At 63.8% G+C, this 25471-nt stretch carries 20 protein-coding genes and 3 pseudogenes; 6 read left to right on the forward strand and 17 right to left on the reverse strand.

What is annotated here, in order from left to right; genetic code table 11:
* The first annotated feature begins 490 nt into the window (after window positions 1-490).
* A complete protein-coding gene (locus AWB83_RS09865) occupies window positions 491-1411 on the forward strand; it encodes a LysR family transcriptional regulator (protein ID WP_087044712.1) in 921 nt (306 codons plus the stop codon).
* On the opposite strand, the gene AWB83_RS09870 is transcribed toward AWB83_RS09865, so the two are convergent.
* The 10 genes from AWB83_RS09870 to AWB83_RS09915 form a co-directional block, all read right to left on the reverse strand.
* Entirely contained in the window at window positions 1408-2109 is a 702-nt protein-coding gene (locus AWB83_RS09870; RefSeq protein WP_087044714.1) for a sterol desaturase family protein, read from the reverse strand. The genes AWB83_RS09865 and AWB83_RS09870 overlap by 4 nt on opposite strands.
* Before the next feature lie 61 nt (window positions 2110-2170).
* Entirely contained in the window at window positions 2171-3547 is a 1377-nt protein-coding gene (locus tag AWB83_RS09875; protein WP_087044782.1) for an MFS transporter, read from the reverse strand.
* A gap of 95 nt (window positions 3548-3642) precedes the next feature.
* Entirely contained in the window at window positions 3643-5370 is a 1728-nt protein-coding gene (locus AWB83_RS09880) for a GMC family oxidoreductase (RefSeq protein WP_087044716.1), read from the reverse strand.
* A 30-nt stretch (window positions 5371-5400) separates the two neighbouring features.
* Window positions 5401-6207 (reverse strand): enoyl-CoA hydratase/isomerase family protein, encoded by an 807-nt coding sequence (locus AWB83_RS09885; RefSeq protein ID WP_087044718.1) that lies wholly within the window; start codon window positions 6205-6207, stop codon window positions 5401-5403.
* A gap of 6 nt (window positions 6208-6213) precedes the next feature.
* Complete coding sequence (locus AWB83_RS09890) at window positions 6214-7785, reverse strand: AMP-binding protein (protein WP_087044784.1); 1572 nt, start codon at window positions 7783-7785, stop codon at window positions 6214-6216.
* The gene (locus AWB83_RS09895) at window positions 7778-8323 is read right to left on the reverse strand and encodes a (2Fe-2S)-binding protein (RefSeq protein ID WP_087044720.1); all 546 of its coding nucleotides are present in this window, start codon (window positions 8321-8323) and stop codon (window positions 7778-7780) included. Before AWB83_RS09895 ends, AWB83_RS09890 begins: the two co-directional genes overlap by 8 nt.
* The gene (locus AWB83_RS09900; RefSeq protein ID WP_087044722.1) at window positions 8320-9141 is read right to left on the reverse strand and encodes an FAD binding domain-containing protein; all 822 of its coding nucleotides are present in this window, start codon (window positions 9139-9141) and stop codon (window positions 8320-8322) included. The genes AWB83_RS09895 and AWB83_RS09900 overlap by 4 nt, the downstream gene beginning before the upstream one ends.
* Window positions 9138-12179 (reverse strand): xanthine dehydrogenase family protein molybdopterin-binding subunit, encoded by a 3042-nt coding sequence (locus tag AWB83_RS09905; RefSeq protein WP_087044786.1) that lies wholly within the window; start codon window positions 12177-12179, stop codon window positions 9138-9140. Before AWB83_RS09905 ends, AWB83_RS09900 begins: the two co-directional genes overlap by 4 nt.
* A gap of 4 nt (window positions 12180-12183) precedes the next feature.
* Window positions 12184-12801 (reverse strand): UbiX family flavin prenyltransferase, encoded by a 618-nt coding sequence (locus tag AWB83_RS09910; RefSeq protein ID WP_087044724.1) that lies wholly within the window; start codon window positions 12799-12801, stop codon window positions 12184-12186.
* Window positions 12794-14296, reverse strand: a complete 1503-nt coding sequence (locus tag AWB83_RS09915) for a UbiD family decarboxylase (RefSeq protein WP_087044788.1) — start codon at window positions 14294-14296, stop codon at window positions 12794-12796. Before AWB83_RS09915 ends, AWB83_RS09910 begins: the two co-directional genes overlap by 8 nt.
* A 298-nt stretch (window positions 14297-14594) precedes the next feature.
* Between AWB83_RS09915 and AWB83_RS09920 the strand changes: the two genes are divergently transcribed.
* The 5 genes and pseudogenes from AWB83_RS09920 (at window position 14595) to AWB83_RS09945 (ending at window position 20062) form a co-directional block, all read left to right on the forward strand.
* Window positions 14595-15533 (forward strand): LysR family transcriptional regulator, encoded by a 939-nt coding sequence (locus tag AWB83_RS09920; RefSeq protein ID WP_087044726.1) that lies wholly within the window; start codon window positions 14595-14597, stop codon window positions 15531-15533.
* Entirely contained in the window at window positions 15530-16969 is a 1440-nt protein-coding gene (locus tag AWB83_RS09925; RefSeq protein ID WP_087044728.1) for an aldehyde dehydrogenase family protein, read from the forward strand. Before AWB83_RS09920 ends, AWB83_RS09925 begins: the two co-directional genes overlap by 4 nt.
* A gap of 19 nt (window positions 16970-16988) precedes the next feature.
* A pseudogene (locus AWB83_RS09930) lies at window positions 16989-17522 on the forward strand (XdhC family protein); the annotation flags it as partial.
* A gap of 214 nt (window positions 17523-17736) precedes the next feature.
* A pseudogene (locus AWB83_RS09940) lies at window positions 17737-18744 on the forward strand (ISNCY family transposase); the annotation flags it as partial.
* Between the two features lie 349 nt (window positions 18745-19093).
* A complete protein-coding gene (locus AWB83_RS09945) occupies window positions 19094-20062 on the forward strand; it encodes an ion channel (RefSeq protein ID WP_087044790.1) in 969 nt (322 codons plus the stop codon).
* Here AWB83_RS09945 and AWB83_RS09950 read toward each other — a convergent pair.
* The 7 genes and pseudogenes from AWB83_RS09950 to AWB83_RS09980 form a co-directional block, all read right to left on the reverse strand.
* The gene (locus AWB83_RS09950) at window positions 20037-20897 is read right to left on the reverse strand and encodes a class I adenylate-forming enzyme family protein (protein ID WP_244197653.1); all 861 of its coding nucleotides are present in this window, start codon (window positions 20895-20897) and stop codon (window positions 20037-20039) included. The genes AWB83_RS09945 and AWB83_RS09950 overlap by 26 nt on opposite strands.
* Window positions 20898-20925: 28 nt before the next feature.
* On the reverse strand, window positions 20926-21135 hold the full coding sequence (locus AWB83_RS09955) for a TOBE domain-containing protein (protein ID WP_244197654.1): 210 nt from the start codon (window positions 21133-21135) through the stop codon (window positions 20926-20928).
* Between the two features lie 584 nt (window positions 21136-21719).
* A complete protein-coding gene (locus AWB83_RS09960) occupies window positions 21720-22496 on the reverse strand; it encodes an alpha/beta hydrolase family protein (RefSeq protein WP_087044732.1) in 777 nt (258 codons plus the stop codon).
* Window positions 22493-23650: a DUF3182 family protein gene (locus tag AWB83_RS09965; RefSeq protein ID WP_087044734.1), complete on the reverse strand. Its 1158-nt coding sequence runs from the start codon at window positions 23648-23650 to the stop codon at window positions 22493-22495. The genes AWB83_RS09960 and AWB83_RS09965 overlap by 4 nt, the downstream gene beginning before the upstream one ends.
* A 176-nt stretch (window positions 23651-23826) precedes the next feature.
* Window positions 23827-24111: a COG4315 family predicted lipoprotein gene (locus AWB83_RS09970; RefSeq protein WP_087044736.1), complete on the reverse strand. Its 285-nt coding sequence runs from the start codon at window positions 24109-24111 to the stop codon at window positions 23827-23829.
* Window positions 24112-24177: 66 nt separating this feature from the next.
* Window positions 24178-24587 (reverse strand): annotated as a pseudogene (locus AWB83_RS09975) (YncE family protein); the annotation flags it as partial.
* A 351-nt stretch (window positions 24588-24938) separates the two neighbouring features.
* On the reverse strand, window positions 24939-25471 hold a 533-nt coding region (locus tag AWB83_RS09980; RefSeq protein WP_087044793.1), incomplete at its 5' end, for a FadR/GntR family transcriptional regulator.

Genomic DNA, 25471 nt, shown 5'->3' on the forward strand with positions numbered 1-25471 from the left:
CCCGCCATTTTTAAGGAGCCTCTAGGCAGAATTGGTGGTGCGTCTGCGCTCAAGTTCATCGCGCCCGCGATGCCTGTCGTGCGACGCGCGGTCGTGCACGTCGTCACGCGAACGGTACGCACCACGGCGTGCCCTCAAGGTGCGCCCATGACGCGGGCAGCGGAAATCTGTTGGTGTCTCCTTGACCAAATCCGAACCGCCCATGGCCGCACAAGGGCGCTTCGACGCCTGGCTGTCCGTTGAAGGCGCTCCTATGGTCGCCGTTTCGCGATCGCGGCTGTGCAGTGACAGGCGTCTCCGATAGGCCGCTGGTGACGCCATCCAGGTCGTTACCGTTGCCATGTGCGTGACCTCACAGCTAAGCGCCGCTCAGCGCGGCCTCGGCTCGACAGGCGGATCGGCGCGCCAGCCGCCGCCGATTTTGAACCCACGCACGTTTCGACTTGTGGCTACACTCACAGTCTCGGCTTTCCCACCTCGATCGGGCCTCATGGACCTCAAGCAAATCCAGTATTTCATCGCCCTCTTCGAGGATGGCTCTGCCACGCGCGCGGCCAAGCGGCTCAATATCGTGCAGCCCGCGCTCAGCATGCAGATCTCGAAGCTCGAAGCCGAACTGCGACAGACGCTCTTCGAACGCGGCCCGCACGGCATGGCGCCGACCGATGCGGCGCGCCTTATGTATCGCCTGTACACGCCGATCATGCGCGACATCGAGCATGCGCGCGAGCAGTTGAGCCGACGCGACGTGATCGTCACAGGTCGCGTTTCGCTCGGAATGGTGGCGTCGGAAGCAGAAAGCGTCTTGCCGGAGTCGCTCGCGAGGTTTGACGCGCTCTTTCCGCAAGTCGAGGTATCGGTGGCCGACGGCTTCAGCGCACAGCTCATCGATGCAGTCGAGGCAGGCCGGCTCGATGCCGCGATCATCAACAAGCCGCGCGGTCGCCTCGCTCTCGATGTCGAGCCGTTGCTGGTCGAGGAAATGGTGCTCGTGACGAGTGCCCTACATGGCGTCGAGTTGCCGCAGGAGATCGATCTCGCAAATACGTCCGGGGTAGAACTCGTACTGCCAACGCGGCGCAACGGCCTGCGCGGCGCGCTCGACGCCGCGCTAATGGCCGCAGATATCGTCATCAAGCCGAAGTTCGAAATCGACCTGCTCAGCTCGATCGTGCAATTCGTCGAGCAGGGAAACATCGCGACGATCCTGCCGCGCGTGGTCGTGCAGCGCAAGGTGGATGAAGGCGTGCTGCGCGCTCACACGATCACATCGCCGCCGATCGTGCGGCACATCATCCAGGTCACGCATCCAAAGCGGCCGATCGGACCCGCCGCACAGGCGCTCATCACGATTATCACTGACGAGATAAAGCGCGTGACGATGGGTGTTTTGGGGAAACAAGGGGTTTAGCGGCCGCGTTCCAACGGTTCACGCGCACTACTCGGAACGTCGCTGCGCGTGCCAAAGAGCATGTCGCAGATCGGGAACGTGAGGTTGAAGTTCTGTGTCGCCATCACTTCGGGATCGTGGTGTGTGGCGTGCAGGCGCCGCACCGTGTTGACGAGCGGAACCCGGTCGAGGAACGGGCTGTCGGTGAAGTGCGAGAGCGTATGCAGGCCCTCGTACATCAGAAAGTACGCCGCCATCGTGAACAACGCGATGTAGCCTGCGTTGCGTGAGAATACGAACCCGATCATGAGCGCGAACGGCACGGCCGCCAGTACGAACGCAACCGGCGCGAACGGCGGAAACAGCAGCGCGCGCCAGTGACGGTGGCCCTTGTATTCAAGCGTCATATGCGTGAAGAACCGGTGATGGACTGCGCAATGGCGCTTGTAGATCATGCTGAAATACTTCGTCGGACGATGCAGCACGTAGCGGTGCGCCGCCCATTCCGCCCAGTTGCCGAACAGAAAGAGCGGAATGACCGCCAGCCATTCGGTGAGCGTCGGCGCATGAAGCTGCATCAGGCAATACACGATCACGCCGCCGGTGAAGAGCAATGTGAAGCCGAGGTGCATTTCGCCGCGATACCACCATGGCGTGGCATTGACATACTCGTCACGGAACTTGTAGGAACGCGCACGAACGTCTTCTTCGTATTTCATCGATGTCTCCGGATGTTGTGAAAGGCGTGCGCCCGTTGGCGTCCGCCGTTGTGCCAATGACTCAGGAGGGACTGCGCGCGGAACCGCCTTCGAGCTTGCCGAGCGTCTCGGGCACGGCGAATGCGCCCACGAGAAAGATCACGCTGATCGCGCCGACGAAGATGGCTAGCGTCATCGGCAACTGGCTCGCGTCTTTCGCTACCAGCGACACGGCCGTCGGCATCACTCCGCCGATCGCGAAGCCGATATTCCAGGAGAGGCCCGTGCCGGTCGCCCGGATCGAGGTCGGAAAGCGCTCGTTAAGGAAGATCAGGATCGGCGCATAGCCGGCGCTGCCGAGCGCGCTGAGAAGGACTGCATAGACGCCGACCATCATGATGCTGTCTGCGGTAGGCAGCAGCAGAAATAGCGCGGGCAACGCGACGAGCCGGATCAGCCCGATCCACACGAACGCACCCTTGCGGCCGATGAACGTACTGAGGTGCCCTGCCGCGATCGATGCGATCACGACCGCGATGCTGCAGATCATCAGGATCGCCGCGGCCGCACCGTTGGGTGCGTGGCTAACTACCTTCAGGAACGTCGGCAGGTAACCCGATGTCAGGTAGTAGCCGCTGCCGCCGCCGATCGTCAGGAGCAGGTTGACGAAAAGGATCTTGCGATAGTCGCGCGAGAACAGCGTCTTTAGCGGCGAGCGCACGACTTCGACGGGCGCGCTCTTGACCTGCGCGGTGGCCCTCGCAGCCTTTTCGGCGGCGAGCTTCTTCCACAGAGGCGACTCTTCAAGGCTGTTGAACACGAAGAGACCAAGCACCGAACTGATGATGCCGGTGAAGAACATGCAGCGCCAGCCCCACACGTCAAATGCATCGCCGGGGAAAAGCGCCGACATCGCGAGGAACGTTACTGAGGCGAGCAGCGCGCCGAGCCCCGCCCCCCCGCCGCCGATCAGTCCCGACACCGCGCCGCGATACTTCGGCGCGACGGATTCCGTTCCGATGGTGTGCGTGGAAGCAACCACGCCGCCGACAAACACGCCCTGGATGAGGCGCAGCAAGAGGAAGAGAATCGGCGCGAGCAGGCCGGCTTGAGCGACGGTCGGCAGCAGGCCGAAGGCGGCCGTCGACAGGCCGACACCGACCACCGCCATGATCATCGCGCCTTTACGGCCACGGCGATCGGCGTAAGAACCGAAGAGCGCGGAGCCGAGTGGGCGCATCAGCAGTGTCACGGCGAACGATGCATAGACGGCGGCGAGAGAAAGCATCGCGTGCTCGGAGGGGAAGAAAAGACGCCCCACCACTGGCGCGACATATAACAGCACGAACAGATCAAACAAATCCAGTGCCCAGCCGAGACACGAAGCTACCACTGCGCCCATCACCTGTCGCTGATCGACAGCGGGTGCGGCGGCGCCATTTTGCGCTGCTACGGACATTTCCATCTCCTTGAATTCACCGGGTCATCTCTCGATCGACCCCGTGTTGAAGGCACGTTGTTGTGGCGTGCTCTTATTGCCGTTAAAGAAACTCGTCAGTGCCCGGCGGCGAGCGTCGTCGTTGTCGATGCGCTGCCTGCGCGTCTCGTGACCATTGCGTCGGCGATCTTCTCGGCAATCATGATGGTCGGGATATTGGTATTCGCCGAAGGCAGTCGCGGCATCAGCGATGCATCAACCACTCGCAAGCCTCGCGTTCCGTGGACTCTGCCCTCGGTGTCGGTCACGGCGCTTCGCTCGTGCGCGTCGCCCATGCGGCACGTTCCGCTCGCATGCCATACGCCGAAGACGTTCGCGCGGATGAAATCCGCGAGCGCGCGCTCGTCGGCGAGTAGCTCGGAGATCCTGAGCCCCCGCGTGAAAAAGCGTTCGATCAGCAGGCGGCGGATCGGCGCGGGCGTATCGAGAAGCGTGCCGAGCATCGAAGTGAGCAGCGCGTTGCCCTCGCCAATACGACTTAGCGCCTTCACGCGCGGCGAAAATGCCGCAGGAAAGAAATCGCGCTGATCGTGTCCGAGGCCCGATGCCGCGACGATCTTCGCGAGCACCCGTACGCCAACCGCAAGCCGATCGAGGTCGCGTTGATCGTCGAGCAAATTGAGTTCGACACGCGGTGCGACCGCTGCATCGGATGAAACGAGTTGCACGCGGCCGCGCGAATACGGCCGATTGCACCAGAGAAAGAAGAGACCAAGCCGGTTGCCGAGCGAATGCCATGCAGCACGCGTCGCGCTCGACAGATACAGATCCGACGATTCGCCGCCATCAACGCCCGACGTGAAACGAGCCGCTGTCATGCTTGCGCGGCGCCGGGAAAGCGGCATACGAAAGCGCGGTTCGAGAAAATGGCAGAAGGTGAGCGACGGATGATCCTGCAGATTGCGCCCGACGCCGGGCAGGTCGACGAGGCATCCAATGCCAAGCTCGCCGAGCTCATGCTTCGAGCCGATGCCCGCTCGCATCAGCAACGCGGGCGACTGGAGCGCGCCCGCACAGATCACGACCTCATCGGCGTCCAGATGTACCCGCTCGCCGTTGGACGCCACCGCGACCACGCCCTGAGCGGCGGTCCCTTCCATCACGATTCGCTCGACACGCAGGTTCGGATACACAGTGAGATTGGGCCGCTTACGCGTCGCTTCGTCGAGGTACGCGACAGCGGTAGACACGCGCTTGTCGTCGATATTTGAGAACGCGCCGGGAAACAAGCCATCGCCGAACTCGGCATTCTGGTCTTGCAAGGTGGCAAAGCCGTTCGCGCGCAGACCATCGGCGAACGCGTGACAGAATGGGGGCCAGTCTTCCGGCATGATGCGGCGGATCGGCACTGGCCCATCGCTGCCGTGCAACTCGCCAGAGGGGAAATTCACATCCCGCTCGAGCTTGCGAAAATAGGGCAGCACGTCGTCCCATGCCCAGCCCGGCGCGCCGTTCGCGGCCCACTCGTCGTAGTCGCGCGGCAGGCCGCGATTCGCCGACTGCACGTTGATACTCGACCCGCCGCCCATCACACGGCCCTGCTCATACACGCGCGGCGCCGATGTCTTCGTCGCCTTCGCTTTCAGATCCGGCCAGATGTAGGTATCGCCGCAAAAGACGGGCATTGGATAGCTGTCGAGGATATGCGCGGGCACCGCGCCCGGGGGTGTATCCGCGCCCGCCTCGATCAACGCGACGCGCAGCGACGGTACCGCCGACAGCCGATGCGCGAGCACGCATCCCGCCGATCCGCCACCGATGATCACGTAGTCGAAACGATCCATTTGCCTGTCTCCTCGTCTTTTGCCGGCTTCTCAGGAACCGCGGAACACTGGCTTGCGCTTGCCATGGAACGCTTCGACGCCTTCACGGAAATCGTCCGAGGTCCGCAGACGGCTATAGCAATGCCCTTCGAGTTCGATCGCGATCGAGAGCGGCGTATCTTCGGAATCGTTGAGCAGCTTCTTCGCCGTGCGTTGCGCGAGCGGCGAGAACGTGCGCAACTCGTTGACGAGTGCATCGGTGGCGGCTTCCAGTTCCGCATCCGGCACGCACTCGACCGCGATGCCCCACTCGTACGCCTGCTTGCCCGGTATGCGGCGCGAGCGCATCACGATGTCCTTGGTCCTGCCGATGCCGACCATCTGCTGCAAGCGCGCCGATCCGCCCGAGCCCGGAATCTGCCCGAGCTTCTGTTCTGGCAGCGCATAGAATGTGGTCTCGGTCGCTATGCGGAAGTCGCACGCAAGTGACAACTCGAAGCCCACGCCGAAGCAGAAACCGCGATTGGCCGCGATCACCGGCTTCGAGCAGCGCGCGGGCGCGGCGATATTCCAGGCGAGCTTCGAGACATGCTCGGGCGAAGCTTCGAGAAAGCCCTTGATGTCGCCGCCGCTCGAAAAGTGCTCGCCCTTCGCCCGCACGACGATCACGCGCACGCGGTCGTCTTCATCGAGCGCCTCGAACGCGGCGCGCAACTGGTCGCGCGCGTGCATCGAGATCACGTTGAACGGCGGGCGATGCAGGATGATGTCGGCACGCTCGCGCCCGGCGTCTATCTCGATCGAGAAGCCGTCGAGGTCCTGCAACAGTGCCTGGCCGCGATGGATCAAATCGGTCATGTTGGTCTACTCCTTCGTGATTTCGGTGGGGTGTGCAGCGAATGCGGACGGACCGTCATCGCATTGATATTCGCCTGCGGAAAGCTTGCGGCGCAGGATCTTGCCGACCGGCGATTTCGGAATTTCGTCGACGAACACGTAGTCGCGCGGACGCTTGAAGTTGACGAGGTCCGACTCGCGGCACCATGCGTCGAGCGCGGCTGAATCGACGTAATCGCGGCGCTTGATGAATGCGACCACGCGCTGGCCCCAGCGCTCGTCCTTCACGCCCGCGACGGCCACTTCGTCGACCGACGGATGCAGCGAAAGTACCGATTCGATATCGACCGGCGAGATGTTCTCGCCGCCGCTGATGATCATGTCGTCGACTCGTCCGGAGACGTACAGGTCGCCGTCTTCGTCGAAGTAGCCGGTGTCGCCGGTGAAGTACCAGCCTTCGCGCAGCGACTTCGCGTTGGCATCGGGGCGGTTCCAGTAGCCTTCGAACGCTTCGTCGCCGAGCAGGTCCGCGATGATCTGACCTTCTCCGTTCACCGGCGCGAGATCGTCGGGCGACTTCGCGTCGAGCTTCACGACGCGAAGTCGCGTGTTGATGCCCGCGCGTCCCGCGCTGCCCGGCTTTTTCGTCGCGTCCTGGTCGATGCTGAACGTGTAGACCTCGGACGAGCCATAGTGGTTGACGAACAATTCCGGCTCGAACGCTGCCGAGAGGCGCTTGAGCAGGCCATCGCTCATCGGCGCGCCCGCGAAGCCGAGCTTCTTCACCGACGAGGTATCGATGTTCGCGAAGGCGCAATCGGCGAGCAGGTCGTGATAGAGCGTCGGCACGAGATACAGGCACGTGAGGCCGTGCTTCGCGATAGACTCGAGCGCGAGCCGCGCGTTCCAGCGCCGCACACAGACGAAGAGACCATCGACGAGCGCCATCGAGAGCAGCGAGCGCACTCCCATCGTGTGATAGAGCGGCATCACCCCGAGCGTGCGTTCGCCGTGTCGGTACAAGTTCTGCGCGACATGCGCGAGCGCGCCCGCGCGTTCGTGCCGGTGACGGCGCGGCACACCCTTCGCCTTGCCGGTCGTGCCCGATGTGTAGAGAATCAGCGAGATATCGTCTGCATTCGCGTCGGTGGTTTCGCCTGCATGCGCGCGTTCGACGAGCAGCGCGTCATAGGAGGTCGTGCGGCCTTGGGCATCATCAAGTCCGATGCGCGGCACGTTTTGCGCCGCGCTGCTTTGCACGACGGCATCCGCGCACACCGGTTCGTAGACGATCGCCTTCACGCCCGCATCAGTCACACAGTAGTCGAGTTCCTCGGGTTTGGCGCGCCAGTTGAGCGGCACGATCACGATGCCCGCGAACTGGCAGGCCCAGTGCAGCGTCGCCATCTCCCAGCGGTTCTGCAGCACGACGAGCAGCCGGTCGCCACGTGAGAGACCGAGTTTGCGCAAGCCATCGGCGACATTGAGGATGACGCGGTGCCACTGCGCGTAGGTGAATTGCATATCGCCATCGACGAGCGCGAGCGCATGCGGGCTGCGCTCGACGCTTTGCAGGAACGTGCGGCCGAGATCAAGCATGCTCGACCTCCCGGCCTTGTTCGCTGCGGACGCGACCATTGCGACATGCCGCAACGTCGAGCACAGCCTTGACGATCGGCGTGTAGCCCGTACACCGGCAGATATGGCCCGAGAGCATCTCGCGCACCTGCCCTTCACTCGGATCGGGCACGCGTTGCAGATAGTCCGCACACGACATCAAAATGCCCGCGGTGCAGAAGCCGCACTGCAGTGCGTGATGCCGCTGGAACGCCTGCTGCAAGTCGCCGAGCGTCTGATCGGGTGCAAGACCCTCGACCGTATCGACACGCCTTCCCTGTACTTGCACCGCGAGCATCAGGCACGAACGCGCCGCAACGCCGTCGATGTGCACCGTGCACGCGCCGCACACGCCGTGTTCGCAGCCGACATGCGTCCCGGTCGCGCCGAGTTCGTGCCGAAGGAAGTCCGACAGCAGTTCGCGCGGCTCGCAATGGCCGCTGCGTTCGCGGCCGTTGAGCGTCAGTGTGATGCGCTGCGCTTCGCCTTGCCGCAGGATGTTCGTCGATGTCTTGCTCACTTCGCCTCCTCAATCACTCGCCATCCGAGTTGCCGGACCAAATGCCGCCGATATTTCGCGCTGAGGTGGGCGTCGTCCTGCGCGCCCAGCTTCCAGCTCAAATCGTTCAATGCCCCGCGCAGGTCGTCGCCCGAGAGGCGCGGCCAGCTTTCGACCGTCGGCCGGTCCGCGACGCCGCCCACCGCGATGCGGATCGCGTCGTCCGTCACGACCGCCGCGCACGCGACCATCGCGAAGTCGCCGTGACGCGCGGAAAATTCAGTGAACGCGTAACGCTCGCCCGGCTTCTTCAGCGGAAAGCGCACGGACTCCACGAGTTCATCCGGTTCGCGCGCCGTCATCAACATGCCTTGAAAGAAGTCCTGCGCCGCGAGCACGCGCTTTTTCTTCTTCGAGCGCAGCATCACGTCGCCGCCGATCGCCGAAAGCACGAGCGGCAACTCCGCGCTCGGATCCGCATGCGCGATCGAACCGCATACGGTCCCGCGATTGCGGATCTGAAAGTGCGAGATATGTGGGAACGCCATCGCGAGCATCGGCACTTCGTCGGTGAGCGTGCTGCGCCATTCGACGCTGCCTTGCGTCGCCGCGGCGTTGACGACGAGATGCCCCGCCTGCTTGTCCACGCGTACGGCATCGAGTTCGGCGGTGCGCGAGATATCGACGAGCACCTTCGGCTGCGCGAGCCGCATATTGAGCACGGCCATCAGCGACTGGCCGCCCGCCAGCACGCGGGCGTCTTCGCCGTATTGCGCGAGCGCGTCGAGCGCGTCTTGCGCGGTCATCGCGCGCAGGTAATCGAACGGTGCAGGCTTCATGCGTGTCTCCTGAAACGTGCGTGGAGTCTTGCGATCCACGATCCGTGCGCTTGCACCGGCTTGCCCGCCGCCTGCCGTCCGAGCGATTCGAACAACTGCTTCAGCACGACCTTCGCCGCGCCTTCGAGCATGCGGCCGCCGACCGCCGCGACCTTGCCTGACACCTGCGCTTCGTAGTCGTACGTGAGCCGCGTGCCGCTGCCTTGCGGCGTCAGTTCGACGAGACCGCTGCCGCGCGCGCTGCCGAGCGGCGAGATCCCCGCGCCAGCGAGTCGCAGGCGGCGCGGCGCATCGATCTCCGACAAGCCGATACGCGCCTCGAAACGCGCCTTGATCATGCCGACGCCGACGGTCACGTCCGCGCGGTACTGGTTCGGCGCCGTCTCTTCGAGCGTGTGACAGCCGGGAATGACGTTGGCGAGTGCCTTCGGATCGAGCAGCACGGCGAACACAGCTTCGGGCGTCGCGGGCAAATCGACAGCGCCCTGCGCCGTCAGTGCGCGTCCGCCGCCTGGCGTCGCGGGCTTCGTGGCGGGCGCTTCGCGATATTCCGGCCGCGACGGTTCGGGATCGTCCATGCCGATCATCGCCATCACTCTGGGCGGCGTGAGCGGCAGGCGAATGTCTTCGACGCCGAGCGCATCCGCCACCGCATTCGCGATGCATGGCGGCGTGCTCATGTTGTTGCCTTCGCCGAGACCTTTCGCGCCAAGCGGCGTGAAAGGCGAAGGCGTCTCTAGATGCACGATCAGCGGATCGGGCACTTCGCAGGTTGTCGGCATCAGGTAGTCGGCGAGCGTGCCGGACTGGAAACTGCCGTCCGCGCCATAGCGGAACTCTTCCATCAACGCCGCGCCGAGACCTTGCGCGAACGCGCCGCGAATCTGGCCATCGGCGAGTGCGGGATTGAGGATCGTGCCGGCGTCGTGCACGGTCACATATCGGTCGATGCGCACGCGTCCCGTCGCGCGATCCACTTCGACGCCGCACATGTCGAACGCGAAGCCATACGCCGCCGATGTATTGATGCGGGCCCGTTCGTCAGGCGCATCCATGTGCGGCGGCGACCAGAACACGGTTTCGCGCAGGCCCGGCTCTTCGCCTTCAGGTAAGAGCGCGGGCGCCCAGTGCGGCGCATTGCTCGCGGCGCGCGCGAACGGCAGCGCGCGGTCTTCGGCGCCGTGCGGAAAGACGCGCGCGCCTTCGAAGCGCACGTCGCCGGGCGCGCAGTTGAACTGCTGCGCGAGCACGCGCGCGAGCTTGTCGCGCACGCGCGTCGCGGCGAGATGCACCGTGCCCGCCACCGCGCCCGCGAAGCGGCTCGAATAATTGCCCGCCGCGACGGACCAGGCGTCCTTGTGCGTATCGAATTCGACGTTCACGACGATGTCCTTCGGATCGAGCCCGAGCACGTCGGCGACGACTTGCGCGCACACTGTCATGTGGCCCTGGCCCGCGGGCGTCGATGCGATCGTCACCACCACGCCGCCGAGCAGGTCAACGCTGACGGTCGCGCTCGCGATCGCGCCATTCTTTGGTCCTGCTTTCTTGCGCGCGTCGGCGGGCATCACGGTCGTGATGTAGCCCATGTTCGAGACCGACGGCTCCACGATCGCCGCGAAGCCTATGCCATACAGCCGCCCTTCGCCGCGCGCGGCGTCGCGGCGCGCGACGAGTTCGCGGTATCCGCCATCGTCGATCGAACGGCGCAGCGCTTCCTGATAGTTGCCCGAATCGAGCAGTGCGCCCGCTGCCGCGCGATACGGGAACGCATCGGCGGGAACGAAGTTGCGGCGATACACGTCGAGCACATCGAGCTTCAGCTCGATGGCGATGCGCTGAATCAGCCGCTCCAGCGCGAAATACACCTGCGGTCCGCCGAAGCCGCGCACGAGGCCGGTTGGCGTCTTGTTTGTCAGCACGACCCGGTTGCGCACGAGGAGATTCGGGATGGCGTACGCACCCGTCAGACAGCCGTGCATCCGGTAGAACGTCGCGGGCTCGGGTGCGCGCACGTAGCCGCCGACGTCTTCCAACTGATCGTAGGACAGCGCGACGATGCGGCCATCCGCTTCCACGGCCGCTTCGATCGCCGAGACGCGCGCCGTCGCCGATGTCGCCGCGCTCAAATGCTCAAGCCGGTCCTCGACCCATTTCACCGGCGCGCCCGCCTTGCGCGATGCGAGGCACATCAGCACCACATACGGAAACACGGCCTGCTTCACGCCGAAGCTGCCGCCAGAATCGCGCGGGGCCTTATGACGCAGGCGATTGGCGGGCACGCTCAAAGCCATTGCCATGACGGCGTGCAGCGAAAATGGCCCCATGAAATTCGACGTGACGTCGTAGCCTTCATCGCCCGACAGATACTCGGCGATGACCACGCCGCACTCGATAGGCGCGCAGGTGTTGCGCGGATAATGCGCGACCAGCTTCACGCGATGCGGAGCCCGCTCGAAGGCCACTTCCGGCTCGCCGTAGCGGAAGTGCCGGTCGCTGATGACGTTGCTGCCGACGCGTTCGTGCAGCACCGGCGCGTCGTCCTTCGCGGCTTGTTCGATCGACGTCACGGGATCGAGCATCGCGTAGTCGACCCTGATGAGATCGAGCGCGTCTTCCGCGAGCGCACGCGATTCGGCCATCACGACCGCGACCGGCTCGCCGACGTAGCGCACGCGGTCCATCGCGAGCGCCCACTGTTCCATCGGCGATTTCACGCCGACGACGAACGGTCGCGACCACGGACGCAAATCGTCGCGCGTGAGAACGGCGCGCACGCCCGCGAGTTTCGATGCGGCTTCCGTATCGATCGACAGGATATCCGCGTGCGCGTGCGGCGAACGCAGAATCGCGGCGTGCAGCGTGCCCGGCTTTACAGCGATGTCGTCGCCATAGCGGCCACGGCCCGTCAGGATCGCCGGGTCTTCGAGGCGCTGCATCGGGCGTCCGATGTGACGCTGCGGCGCAGTCGCTTCGCGCGCCTGGTTGTCGGCGACGCGCGCGTCCATGTGGGCGAATGCGGTTTCGCGCTGATTCATGACGTTACTCCTCGCCTGCGGCGCGGCCGCCGAATTCATCGGCGAGGCCGCTCCAGCGGCGCGCGATCTCGCCGTGCTCGATGCCGAACAAATCCAGAATGCGGCCGACCGTGTGATCGACCACGTCTTCGATCGTCTTCGGATGCGCGTAGAACGCGGGCACCGGCGGCATAACGATCGCCCCCATCTCGGTGGCGAGGATCATGTTGCGCAGATGCGCGAGATTGAGCGGCGTTTCGCGCGCGACCAGCACGAGGCGGCGGCGCTCCTTGAGCATCACATCGGCGGCACGCGTAAGCAGGTTGTCCGCGAAGCCGTTCGCGACGCCCGCAAGCGTTTTCATCGAACATGGCGCGATCACCATGCCGTCGGTCAGAAAAGATCCGCTCGCCACGGCCGCGCCGATATCGCGCACGTTGTGCACGACATCGGCAACGGCTTCGAGATCGCCACGCGCGAGGCCGAGTTCCTGTGCGGCCGTCACCGCGCCCGACGCCGACACGATGAGATGCGTCTCGTGCGTGCCGAGCCGACGCAGCGCGGCGAGCAGGCGCACGCCGATCACCGCGCCGCTTGCGCCCGAAATGCCGACGACGATGCGCGACTTGTTTCGCTCAGTCATGGTCGCGGCCCAGGTAGGCTTCGAAAGCTGCGTTGTCGGCGGCGACAAGCGCGTCGAGGTCGACCGTCTCCTGCCCGGGAATGCGAACGCGCGTGAACACATGTTCCGGATAGACCACGGGGCGCGTCGCGTCGAGACCCATCTTCGCGCTCACGCCTTGCAGATGCGGCGGCGCGTCCGCCGGTTGGCCCACCGTCGTGGAGGGATCGAGCGGCGAACCCTGCGCCCCCTCGATCACGACGAGATCGCGATCGGCCTGAAAGCGCGTCGCGATCGCCCATTCGATTTCGGCGGGATCGTGCACGTCCACATCGGTATCGACGACGACGACCTGCTTGATGTCGTAATGCGCGCCGAACGCGCAGAGGATCACGTTCTTCGCTTCGCCTTCCCGCTTCTTTTCGAACTGCACCCAGAGGTGATAACGACACACGCCGCCGACCGACAGATGCACATCCGCGACACCCGGATGGCTGCGTCGCAGATGCGCGAGCAGCGTCGCTTCGCGGGGAATCGCGCCGAGTAACAGGTGCTCCATCTCGGCGGGCACGATCGTATGAAAGACCGGGTCGCGGCGATGCGTGAGTGCAGCCACCTCGATCACCTCGCGCGCTTCCTTCGCGCTGTAATACTTGGGGAACTCGCCGAACGGGCCTTCCGGCTCGCGCACGTTCGGCAGAATACGCCCTTCGATGACGATCTCGGCGAACGCCGGCACATGCACGGCGCTTGTCACGCATTTCACGACCGGCAGCGGCGCGCCATGCAGCGCCCCGGCGATCTCCAGTTCGTCGTGATCGATCGGCGTGATCGCCTGCGAGGCGAGCATCGTCAGCGGATCGACGCCGATCGCGACGGCCACGTCGAGCGCATCGCCCGCTTCCTCCGCGGCCTTCTGGAACGCGTACAGATGGCGCGGCAGGAGCAGGATCGCCATGCGGTCCGGGCCGTGCACCTGAATGCGGTTGATCGACACGTTCTGCACGCCGGTGCGCGGATTGCGCGCAATGACGAGCCCCGCCGTGATGTACGGGCCGTTGTCGTGTTCGCTGTGGGTGGGAATCGGCAGCAATGCGTGCAGGTCGATGCCGTTCGTATGAACGATCTCCTGACAGGGCGCGTCCGCTCGATCGACCACCCTCGATGCGATCGGCTGCGCGACCGCCGCCGAAAAGCGCGCGAGCAGGCCCGCTTCCTCGACGCCCAGCGCCTCCGCGATCCAGCCGCGCTTCGACATGAAGCCGGAGACGACCGGCACGCCCTTGCCGCCGGGATGCGTGAAGAAAGCGGCCTGCGTACCGTCGAGCCGTTTGGCGATTGCGGCGAGTTCGTGCTCGAGCGCAACCGGCCGTTCGATGGTCGCCAGGCGGCCGGTCTTCGCAAGATGCGCGAGCCAGTCGCGCAGCGTGAGCGCTGACGTCTCTGAGCGATTCGAGGCCCACGGAAGAGCAAAGGTGGAAAAGGTGCGGTGCGTCGCGGCGTCGCGAATATTCATCTGCGTCTCCATCGGTCCCTTGCGTTTTGGCGGCCGGAGCGCCGCGGCAACGGATGAAATGAAGCGTAGCGAGATCGCGATATAAGTTCTAATACTGTTTTTTGATGTTTTGAATCATTAATGTTGATATCAGCGTTAGCACCAATGACACCGGTCTTTCAAGTCGCTATCAATACACCGGTGGCGCCTCGGCGCACGGCCGAGCATTGCGGGAAATGGGCGGCAAGCCAAGAAGCGGACAGTGACTGATAAAGCGGTCGTATGTCATTAGTCTTATTGATGCCAATCCGAACGAGAAATGGACCTCAAGCAAATCCAGTACTTCATCGCGCTCTTCGAGGACGGATCGGTCACGCGCGCGGCCAAACGGCTGAACATCGTGCAGCCCGCACTCAGCATGCAGATTGCGAAGCTAGAAGACGAGTTGCACCAGCAATTGTTCGAGCGCGGCGCGCACGGCATGGCGCCGACCGCCGCCGGACGCCTGATGTATCGCCTCTTTCTGCCGATCATGCGCGACCTCGCCCACGCGCGGCAGCAGCTTCAGCAGCGCGACGAAGTGGTGACGGGGCATGTGAGCATCGGGCTCATCGCATCGGTGACGGAGAGCGTGCTTGCCGATTCGCTCTCGCGCTTTCATGCGCGTTATCCGCATGTCGAAGTGACGGTGGCAGACGGCTTCAGCGCGACCTTCATTGACTGGGTCGCGGGTGGCCAGCTCGATGCGGCCCTCATCAACAAGCCCCGCGCGCGCCTGTCGCTGGATTCGCAGACGCTGCTCGATGAAGAAATGGTGCTGGCGACGAGCGTCGAGCACGGCCCTGACCTGCCGCACACGATCGAGCTTGCGCAGTTGCCCGAACTCGAACTCGTGTTGCCGACCAAGCGCCACGGCCTGCGCGGCGTGCTCGATACCGTCGCACAGCACGAAGACGTGTTGCTTGCGCCGCGTTTCGAAATCGACGTGCTCAGCACGATCGTGAAGCTCGTGGAGAGCACTCGCTTTGCGACGATCCTGCCGCGCATCGCCGTTGGGCGGGCCGTGCAGCGTGGGACACTGCGGGCCTATCCGATTCTCGCGCCACGCATCGTGCGGCATATCGTGCGCGTGAGCCATCCGCGCAGGCCGTTGTCCGCTGCGGCCGAGGCGCTGATCGAGATCATCGCCGACGAACTGCATCGCGTGTCGAACGCATCCGGCACAAACGCCCCTCATATCTCCAAGGAAACTGCATGAAAGCACCACACTGGATAGCCGGCGCATGGGTCGGCGTTCCGTCGGCCGACAGTATCGACCCCGCTACCGGCGAAAGCATCGGCCAGTTCGCCGACGGCGGGGCGGCGGAAGCCGATGCGGCCATCGCCGCGGCACGGAACGTGTTCGACCGCACGACGTGGGCACAGGACGCGCGCCTGCGTCAGGACGTGCTGCTCGCATGGGCCGGCGCACTCGATGCGCAACGCGAGCCGCTTGCGACCCTGCTGACGCGCGAAAACGGCAAGGCGATAGCGCAATCGCGCGGCGAGATCGCAGCCGCAATTTCCGAAGTCCGATATTACGCGGGACTCGCTCGGCACATCGCGGGGCACGTGCTGGAATCAGAGCCGGGAACGATCTCGACAATGCTGCGTGAGGCCGCTGGCGTCGCGGCCATCTTTGTGCCCTGGAATGCGCCCGCGGTGTTGCTCGTGCGCTCGCTCGCGCCCGCTCTCGCCGCTGGCTGCACGGCAATCGTCAAATCCGCCGCACAGACGCCGCTAGTTATCGCAGCCATGCTGCGCTGCTTCGAGCAGACCGCGCTGCCGAAGGGCGCAGTGAACCTCGTCCACGAGATCGGCTATGCGGCAGGCGAACGGTTGGTCGAGTCGCATGACGTCGACATTGTGAGTTTCACCGGATCGACCGCGACGGGCAAGAAGATTATGGCCGCCGCCGCCGAAAGCATGAAGAAGCTCTCGCTGGAACTCGGCGGCAAGTCGTGCTGTGTCGTCTTCGAGGATGCGGACGTCGTCGCGATCGCGCCGCGTATCGCGCGCGCCGCGACGATCATCTCAGGTCAGCAATGCACTGCTGCGCGCCGGGTGCTCGTGCATGCCCGCCGAGCGGCCGAGATGCGCGAGCATCTGACGCGTGCGCTCGAAGCACTGAGAGTGGGTGAAGGCATCAATGAGGCAATGGACATCGGTCCGCTAATCGACGCGGCCACGCGCGACGCGGTCTATCAAACCATTGCCCGCGCCTGCGACGAAGCCGATCGCGTACTGCTTCGTGGCACGCGCTCAGGACACGCGTTCCTCTCGCCCACGCTCATCGAACACAGCGACCCGAAAGCATTCTTCTGCCAGGAGGAAATCTTCGGACCGTTCGTCACCCTGGAGACGTTTGACACTGAAGCGCAGGCAATCGACAGAGCCAACGACACCGTATTTGGCCTCTCCGCGAGCGTGTGGACCAACGACGGCGCCCGCGCGTTTCGCATCGCGCGCGCGCTGCGCAATGGCACGGTGTGGATCAACGATCACAACAAGCTCTTTGCCGAAGCGGAAACGGGTGGGTACCGGCAAAGCGGTCTCGGCCGCCTGCACGGCTACGATGCCCTCGCCGACTTCACGGAAATCAAGCACATCTGCATGCCGGCCGGCGTTGCGGAAGGTATCGCGCCGTTGCGGTGAATGGCAGCGAGGCGAGTCAATGGACAGCGTGGATCTCGAAGTCCTGAGAAGCAGCGCGCGATGGCTGACAGACGGGCATCGCGTGCTGCTGGTGACGGTGGTGAAGACATGGGGATCGTCGCCGCGTCCCGTAGGGGCGATGCTCGCCGTGCGCCGATGGGTATGTGGTCGGGTCGGTGTCGGGCGGATGCATCGAAGACGATCCGATCGATCGCGTGCGGCAGCGAGGCATCGAACAGGAAAGGCCGCAGGCGTTGAAGTACGGCGTCAGCGCGCAAGAGGCGCATCGCTTCGGCCTGCCTTGTGGCGGCACCATTCAGCTCGTGCTGGAGCCGTTGACGCTCGCGAGCGGTCTCGCCGAGCTACGTGCAGCGGTGGAGGCGGGCAGGCTCGTCGCGCGCACGCTCGACATGGCGACGGGCGCCGCGCGCCTTGAACCCGCGCAGGCGACGGACGGCGTCCTCTTCGACGGGACGACGCTGCTGACCATCCATGGGCCCCGTTACCGCGCTATCTGTGCAGCATCGCGGGGTTGGATTGCCAGGTCACGGTAAATCTCTCAGCCAACCAGGCTCGCGTGGGTGCGTTCCGCGCGCATCAATACGTCCCCAAAATTTCACTGCGGACCGATTACTCACCCTAGGAGCGGCCCGGAAATTTCTAACCCGGGGCGACACCGGCTGGGACGCGTTCCTGCGCGCCCACACACCGCTCATCGAAAATCTGGCAACCGCGATCATCTATGAGATCGGTGCCGAGACTGGCGCTGCCTGGGCGAACTGATCCAGATCGATGGCAGCGAGCATCGGTGGTTTGAAGACCGTGCGCCGAGTTGCACGCTGCTGGTATTCATCGACGACGCCACTGGACGCTTGATGACGCTGCATTTCACCGCGACCGAGTCGCTTTTCAGCTATTTCGAGGCGCTCTCGAAGTATCTGCTCGCGCACGGCAAGCCGGTGGCGTTTTACAGCGACAAGGCGGGTGTGTTCTACGTCAAGAACCGCTCGGGCACCGCCGGCAAAGGCGTGACGCAGTTCGGGCGCGCCTTGTACGAGCTCAACATCGACGCCTTCTGTGCCAACACCAGTCAGGCCAAGGGCCGGGTGGAGCGCGCCAATCTGACCTTTCAGGACCGGCTGGTCAAGGAGTTACGCCTGCGCGGGATCAGCAGGCGCGAGGCCGCCAATGCCTACGCGCCCTGCTTCATCGCCGAGTTCAATGAGCGCTTCGGCAAAGTGCCGCGCAGCGATCACGACGCACATCGGCCGCTGTGTGAGGACGATGATCTGCGGCAGATTCTGTCGTATCGCGTACCGCGCAAGGTCACCAACGCCCTGACCGTGCAATACGATCGCGTGATGTATCTGCTGGAGGACTCACCGGCCAGTCGTTCGTTGATCCACGAGTACATCGAAGTCATCGAGTATCCGGATGGCACTGTGGAAGTACAAGCCGATGGTGTCGCGTTGCCGTGCACGTCGTACGATCGCATCGCACGCATCGAGCAAGGTGCCGAGGTGGAGAACAAACGACTGGCGCACGCCTTGGAAGTGGCGCTGTGTGTACAGGCCAAGCGCGACGATCGTCGTGCGTCCGGTTCCCCCTCGCGCACGCATCGCGGCGAGGACGTGCGGGCGAAGCAAGCACTCGTCGGCCTGAAGAAACAACGCGCGCTCGATATTGCCGATATCAACGACGCGATTCTGCAAGTCAGTGCAAAAGCGATGAGGGAACGGGGGGCGGCTGCGCCGCCCCAACCCCGAAAACCTTGAGAACGAGCGATATGTCAGGTTAGGAAACACGACATTTCTATTTAGCTGACGCGCCGACATTTGTATCTGGCTTTGACATAATTTCGGTACTATTTATGTCAACTTGTCGACAGACTCGCTCACCGACTCGATATGCTGCGCGTGCACTGACGTAGCAAAATGATGCTCGGAAACGACGTGCTACGATAAACTTTAATCGCCAGGAGAAAAGCGAAGCGCGCGGGTTGCACTCCGCGGCAACAAGCACCCAGGCCGACAGGCAACCCGGCGCTCACCAGAAGCGCCGCAAATCTTCCGCGCACCGAACATCGTGCTACGCTCGGCGCGCTTTCAGCTCGATGACTACGCGATGGCTACCGAACCGTCAGATCGTTTTCCGGGCATCGGCGACGCCGAAGCACGCACGCCACGGCGTCGTGCGCGCGGCAGCCGCGAAATGCGCATGGACGATCGTGTCGTCATCGCGCACGGTTTGCCGGCACCGCTCTGGCAGGATCTCTATCACCGGGCACTCATGGTCCGCTGGCCAACGTTTTTCGCGTCACTTGCTCTGCTGTTTCTGCTGCTGAACACTTTGTTCGCGACGCTCTACATGCTCGGCGCGGCGCCAATCGCCAATCAGTTCCCGGAAGGCTTCGGCGGCGCATTCTTCTTCAGTGTCGAAACGCTCGCAACGGTCGGCTACGGTGACATGCATCCGCAAACCGTCTACGCACACTGGATTGCGACGCTCGAAATCTATGTCGGCATGTCCAGTATCGCGTTGGCCACAGGGCTGATCTTCGCGCGGTTTTCACGCCCGCACGCAAAGATCATTTTTGCTCGCTATGCGATCGTGCGACCTCTGGAAGGTCAGATGACGCTGATGGTGCGCGCCGCCAACGGCCGTCAGAACGTCATCGCCGAAGCACGCGCCAGGCTGCGCATCCTGCGGCAGGAAACGACCGTCGAGGGCTATACGCTGCGTAAGCTCTACGACCTGACTCTGGTGCGCGATCAGCATCCGGTCTTCAAACTGGGCTGGAGCCTGATGCACGTCATCGACGAGAGCAGTCCACTGTTCGGCGAAACCGCCGAAACACTCAAGGGCCGCGACACGACCCTGCTGCTGACGCTCGAAGGCGTCGACGAATCGACTTCCCAGACCATGCAGGCACGTCACCTGTGGACTTGCGATCAGATTTTCTGGCATTACCGCTTCGTGGACATCATGCGCGATGAAAACGGCGTGAGTCACATCGATTACTCGCATTTCGATGAGATCGTGCCCCTCGATTCGGCGCCGGTCGCGGTCACGGAGAAGACGCCGGCGCCTTGACGCCCTGCCCGCCTTCGACCTGCGGCTGCTGCGCAAGAGCGGAACAACGTCTGCGCTGCACGCGAGCGCCGCAAAGGTGGCTCCGTAGGTTCTCCTGGAACTGCCACATCGGGTCCATGTAGAAAAATGGCGCCCAGATCAACACATTCTCGATGCCGCCTTCGGGTCCGCGCCGATGCCTCGCCGCACCGTGGCAATGAATCATCCAGTAGTCGTGGCTCAACATGCAGCCCTTGGGAAAGCCCGTCGTTCCCGACGTGTACTGCAGGCTGAGCAGATCGTTGCGCGTGACGGGACTCACTGGCACGAACGCGGCGTCGCCGGTATCGACGAGCGCCTGCCAGCGCACAGGATGGCCGCTCTCGCCGACATCGATCACGCGCTCCCACGCGATCAATCTCGGTAGCGCGGGCGCGTCGCTGAGGCGCGGGAGATACTCCGCGTCGATCACGAGATACTGCGCATCGGAGTCTTCCAGCACGAAACGCATTTCGTCGTTCGTATAGGCGGTGTTGACTGGCACCATCACCGCGCCGATTCGGCCGAGCGCTATCCACGTCACAGGGAATTCCGGCGCGTTCTTCAGCATCAACGCGACGTGGCAGCCCTTGCGAATCCCTCGCCGCACAAGGGAATCCGCGAGCCTGGAGGCGACACTGTCGATTTGCCCATACGTCATGCTGATGCCGCGCTCGAACCATACGGCGGCGATTCTGTCGCCGTAAAGGGCGGCCTGCTCGCGTACGAACTCGCCGAGCGACTCGGGCAGCGCGAGCTGCTCCTGGCGCTTTCGACGGGCGAGTTCGTCCTCCACGGTCGGCGACTGTGTCTTCATGCTGTTCTCCGGAATCCAGGGCGGGCGTTCAGTCCTGCAGGATCATCTGGCAATCCTCGGGCGCCCAGTCGATGACGACCGGGGCACCGCGTGCGTGCACGGCGGGCCGCCGGCTGCCCTGCTGCTGCACGACGATCTGCATGTCGCCGGGCAGGCGCACGTGGTGACGCACGACACTGCCTAGCGTGATCGAATCTTTCAACGTGCCGAGATGACGCCGCCCTGCGGCAATGGCCATGTCGAGCGTGTAGTGTCGACCAGTTCGTGTCGCAACTGAAGGAAACCGCGGCCCGGATGGCTGCGCAGTAATCGAAACCGTTCCTGGGTCGCGGATCGACGGCGTCCAGCGTGCATCCCGGAGGTTCAGGCTTCTTCTCGTTGACCGGTCGGCCTTTCCGTACCCTCTCTGCCAATTAATGGCATTCGACGCCGCTCTAGACGCCTGCAGCGGCTCCGCGTCAATCCTGCAGTTGTCAAATGGAAAGCGACGCATTAGTCAGATGCCCTCAAGTTCGCCGACGCACAAATGGTCGGGCCCGTCCCGCGCGCGAACCCTCGGCGTCGAGGGCGCCGGGCGAATCGCCGCGATAGGCGAAGGCGTCCGGGAGTTCCGGCCAGGTCACCGCTCTGATCGAATCGCACTCGTCCGCACGCGCGAGCGTGGTGAGCGCGCCGATGCAGCCAACGACAAGTGGGCGAGCCGGACAACATGGAAATGAGCCACGTAGCACCTCAGTTGGAAAGAATGCACGTTCTTGTCTTGTCCGGTCATCTCGTGATCGGGAGGTACCTCCCGGTCTGCACTGGCGGGTTGAGGCCGCCCTATGTCCCTGAAGGATCCGGCGCCTCCCCCCGGGGTCCCGCCCGACGGCCCGCGATCATCTCCACCAGCCAGTTCACGACGAGCGCCGTATAGGCACGCTGGCTCGCGTCGTCGGACAGCCCATGATCCGCGCCCTCGATGACTCGGTACGTGAGCGAATGCGCTTTTAGACAGGCCTGTAGATAGCTGGCGATGACTGGGTGCGGCACGATCTCGTCATGCTCCGATTCGACCAGCAGCACGTCGCCGCCGAACCTGGCTGCGGCGCGCAACGCGCGATTGTGCGACGCCGGCACGATGCGCCGGCGATACGCGACAAGGTCATGCTCGACATGCAACGTGCGCTTCGGCGTATTCCAGCCTTCGTCAAGGTAGAGCGCGGGCACCCGTAGTCCAAGCCAGCGCACGGGGCGCAGTTCGGTCAAGATGGTGGCGAGGTAGCCTCCATAGCTGCTGCCGACGACAGCGATCGAATCGCGGTCAATTAGCGGATGGGCCGCGAGCAGATCGTAGGCGGCCAAGAGGTCCTGCAGATTGGTCTCGCGGGTAACTTTTTGCTGTTCGTCGAGCGTGCGCCCATGTCCCGTCAGATCGAAGGTCAGGCACACGCAGCCGAGCGACACCGCCTGCCGCGCACGCTCGAGATACTGTTCCTGATTGCCGCCCCAGCCATGCACGAAAAGAACGCCCGGCACGGTTGTCTTCGGTACGAGCAAGGTGCCGTCGAGGTGACCGTGCTCGACCTTGATCTGCACGCGATAGTGCTCCGCTGTCATCTGTCGCTGCTCCCTTGCAAGGTATCGTGATCCACGGTGTAGTACTTCGTTACGGCCCCGACCTGCTCGTCGACGCCTCGATAGACGATGCAGGCGTCATCGGGTATCTGCGCGTCGTCTCCGTAAAGTTCGCGAGTCGAGGCTCGTACGGCACAGGCGCGCGGGTTGGTCCGGAAGGCGCGCAATGCGCCGATCTCGGCGCCGGTTGCACCACCGATCCGCCACGACTGCTCAAGCACGCCGCAATGACGCGCGCCTAGCGCATCGATGCCCCACGCGACGTCATAGTTGCGCCGCGAAGCAAAGACACCGGCATAACCTTTTGGCACGGCAGCGTCGAAAGCCCGCGCCTTGACGATGGCCTCATGGATATCGCTCGTGACATCGAGTCGCCCAAGCATGTCGAAGCCGCCGCGTACGACGACCAGGTCCGTGCCACCATAGACGTGGTGGCCGTGATTGTTGACGGTGAGATGCTGGACACCGTAGTAGCTCGCCACCAGATCGTCGAGCGTGACCTGACCGACGCTTAGCGTTTCGATTGAATCGAGATCTCGTTCAACGACCACGCCTTCGGCTCTTAATGCCGTGTCGCCGAGCGCGGCGAGCGCCGCGTCCAATTCATCCATATCCGCGACCAGTGCCTGTCCCGCCCCGCCGATCCCATAGGGCCGCTTGATTCGCACGCGTCCCTCCTGCCAGAGCCTGCGCGCCGCATTCCGAGCGTCATCCCGCGAAAACGCCGAGTAGCCCGGCAGCGTCACCTTCACCGTGTTTTCGGCGAATTCACGCGACCAGCCAGTCGGTGCACCCTGCGCGTTATCGGGAAGGCGATGGGCAATTACCTTAGTCGCGACGAACGGAAACGGCACGACCCCACCGAAGAGGTCGCGCTCGGATCTCACACCGAGCGTGCGCGCCTGCGCGAGCGTCAGTGTGTCGTTGGGGATCAGGTAACGATGCGCAGGATACCCAGCGTTCGCGTCGAACTCGCCGGCAAGTCGGGTGCCCTTGAGTTCGGCGATTTGTCTGGCGAGTTCCCAGAGCGTGCCAATCTCATGACCCGCTTGAGCCGCCTTACGTCCTTCAGAATGGACGAGCACTACCGGTAGTGTTGACACCACCGTTCCGGACGGATGCGTCGATGGCTCCATGTTGCCCTCTCAAGCGCCGTGGCGCGGAAATCGGGGCTGTTCGCTGAGGCTGGCGTCAACGACCGATGACACCAATTGCTGTCAGCTAGCAAATTTGATGCCTTCGCCGACCCGACGGGCAGGCCGGTTGTCGGTATCTGGTTTCGTCTCGAACGGACGTAATCCCGTCGCGGACGTCAATGTATCTGCACGCTGTGCCAGACTTCGTTAGGACCGTCTCCGGATCGATCTCCAGGCCTTTTGTCCATTAAGCCGCGAAATAGAGGCTTCCCTTGGAAAGTCCATTGCGACCCATCATTAGCGGCGGGTACCACGGTCAATGCGCCTGGCATGCCCTTTCGTCCGAATACGTACAAGGTCATGCCTTGCTCGTCGACCAGCATGCCGTCTTTCACGTGCGGAGCGGCGGCCAAGACCGAAGTGGTGAAGAGGAATCCTCCAAGGATCGAGAGCGTTTTCATGGTCCAACCTCCTGAACTGACACAGGGAGAGCAAAGCCTGTCCGTTGCGGCTGAAGCCGGCAGCGATCAATCGGGCGTCGTAACGCGCGGCACCGGACGTCCGTCAAGGTTCTTCAGCGGAAAAAACGAATGGTGCGTCGCCGGGTCGATTGCGACCACATGCGCGTTTGGCCCAAGCGTGCCCTCGCCGATCTTCGCGATCTTCGAGTCTTTGACACTCAAGACTGAGACAACGCCCGCTTCTCCGGCCACATAGAGCCTGCCAAGCGCGGGATCGAACGCGAGGACGTCTGGTCTTTTCCAATGTCGAACGCCTGGACGACCCGCTGCGCTCTCATATCGAACACGAGCAGCTTGTCATTGCCCTGACAGGCGACAAAGGCCAGCCGATCCGGCGAATCGATCAACAGTCCGTGGTTCTGCTCGCCTCCCGGAAGTGCGTACCGTGCAACGATCCTGTCCACCGCGGGGTCGATTCCCGCCGTTGACGACATGGCGCAAGTGAGTTTCAGCTTCTGTTCAGGTCTCTTCAACGCCCGCACGCACGGTTGTCGTTGAATGAGGAGCCCGTGAATGAGGCACGCATCGAATAAACCTGAACGGCGAGAGCCAGTCGCCGCTAGCCAAATTAGAAGTGGGCAAGCAACGGCGCAGCGCGATCTCGTCCATAGCTTTTTCGCTTGTTGCTAGGCCGACCTCGCGCTTTCGTCGTGGTGCCCCGCATCGCTCAGATGCGCGAACGTGGCGGCTTGTCTCGTATGCCTGAACATGGCAGTGAATCTCGTCGCGACCTCCTCTCGCAGGGGCACGCGCCGCGCGAATCCAGTCTACTTCCGCTGTCGGACGACTCTATCGTCCGATTCACGCTGCGCGGGTATTCGCCATTGCACATTGAGCAGATGATCGCGCATGCGCGCGGCGGCGGTCATGCCGTCGCGCTCGGCCATCGCCTTCACGACCGCCTGATGCTGCTCCGCGAAATGGCGGCGCGTGGCTTCATCGGCGGTTTTTTCGCGCGCGTTCGGCTTCATCCGCATGCCGTTGACCACATCCATCAGCGCGATGATTGCGGGATTGCGCGTGGCCTGCGCGATGAGCAAGTGAAAGCGATGATCCCACTGCTGCCACTCGTCGTCGTCCTTCGCCGTAGCGTTGCGCCGCGCGCATTTCTCCAGTTCCGCGAGGTCGTCGGGACTCGCCTTGCGCGTGGCCAGCTCGACGAACGCCGGTTCGAGGACCAGCCGCATCTCCGCGATATCCGCCGGGCTCGACCCCGCACGCAGGCTGCGTAGCGACGCCGAAAACTTCAACGGACGCGCGCCCAGATAAGTGCCGCGCCCGACCCCGCGCCACACACGCC

It is taken from the genome of Caballeronia ptereochthonis, assembly GCF_001545075.1.
Taxonomy (GTDB): domain Bacteria; phylum Pseudomonadota; class Gammaproteobacteria; order Burkholderiales; family Burkholderiaceae; genus Caballeronia; species Caballeronia ptereochthonis.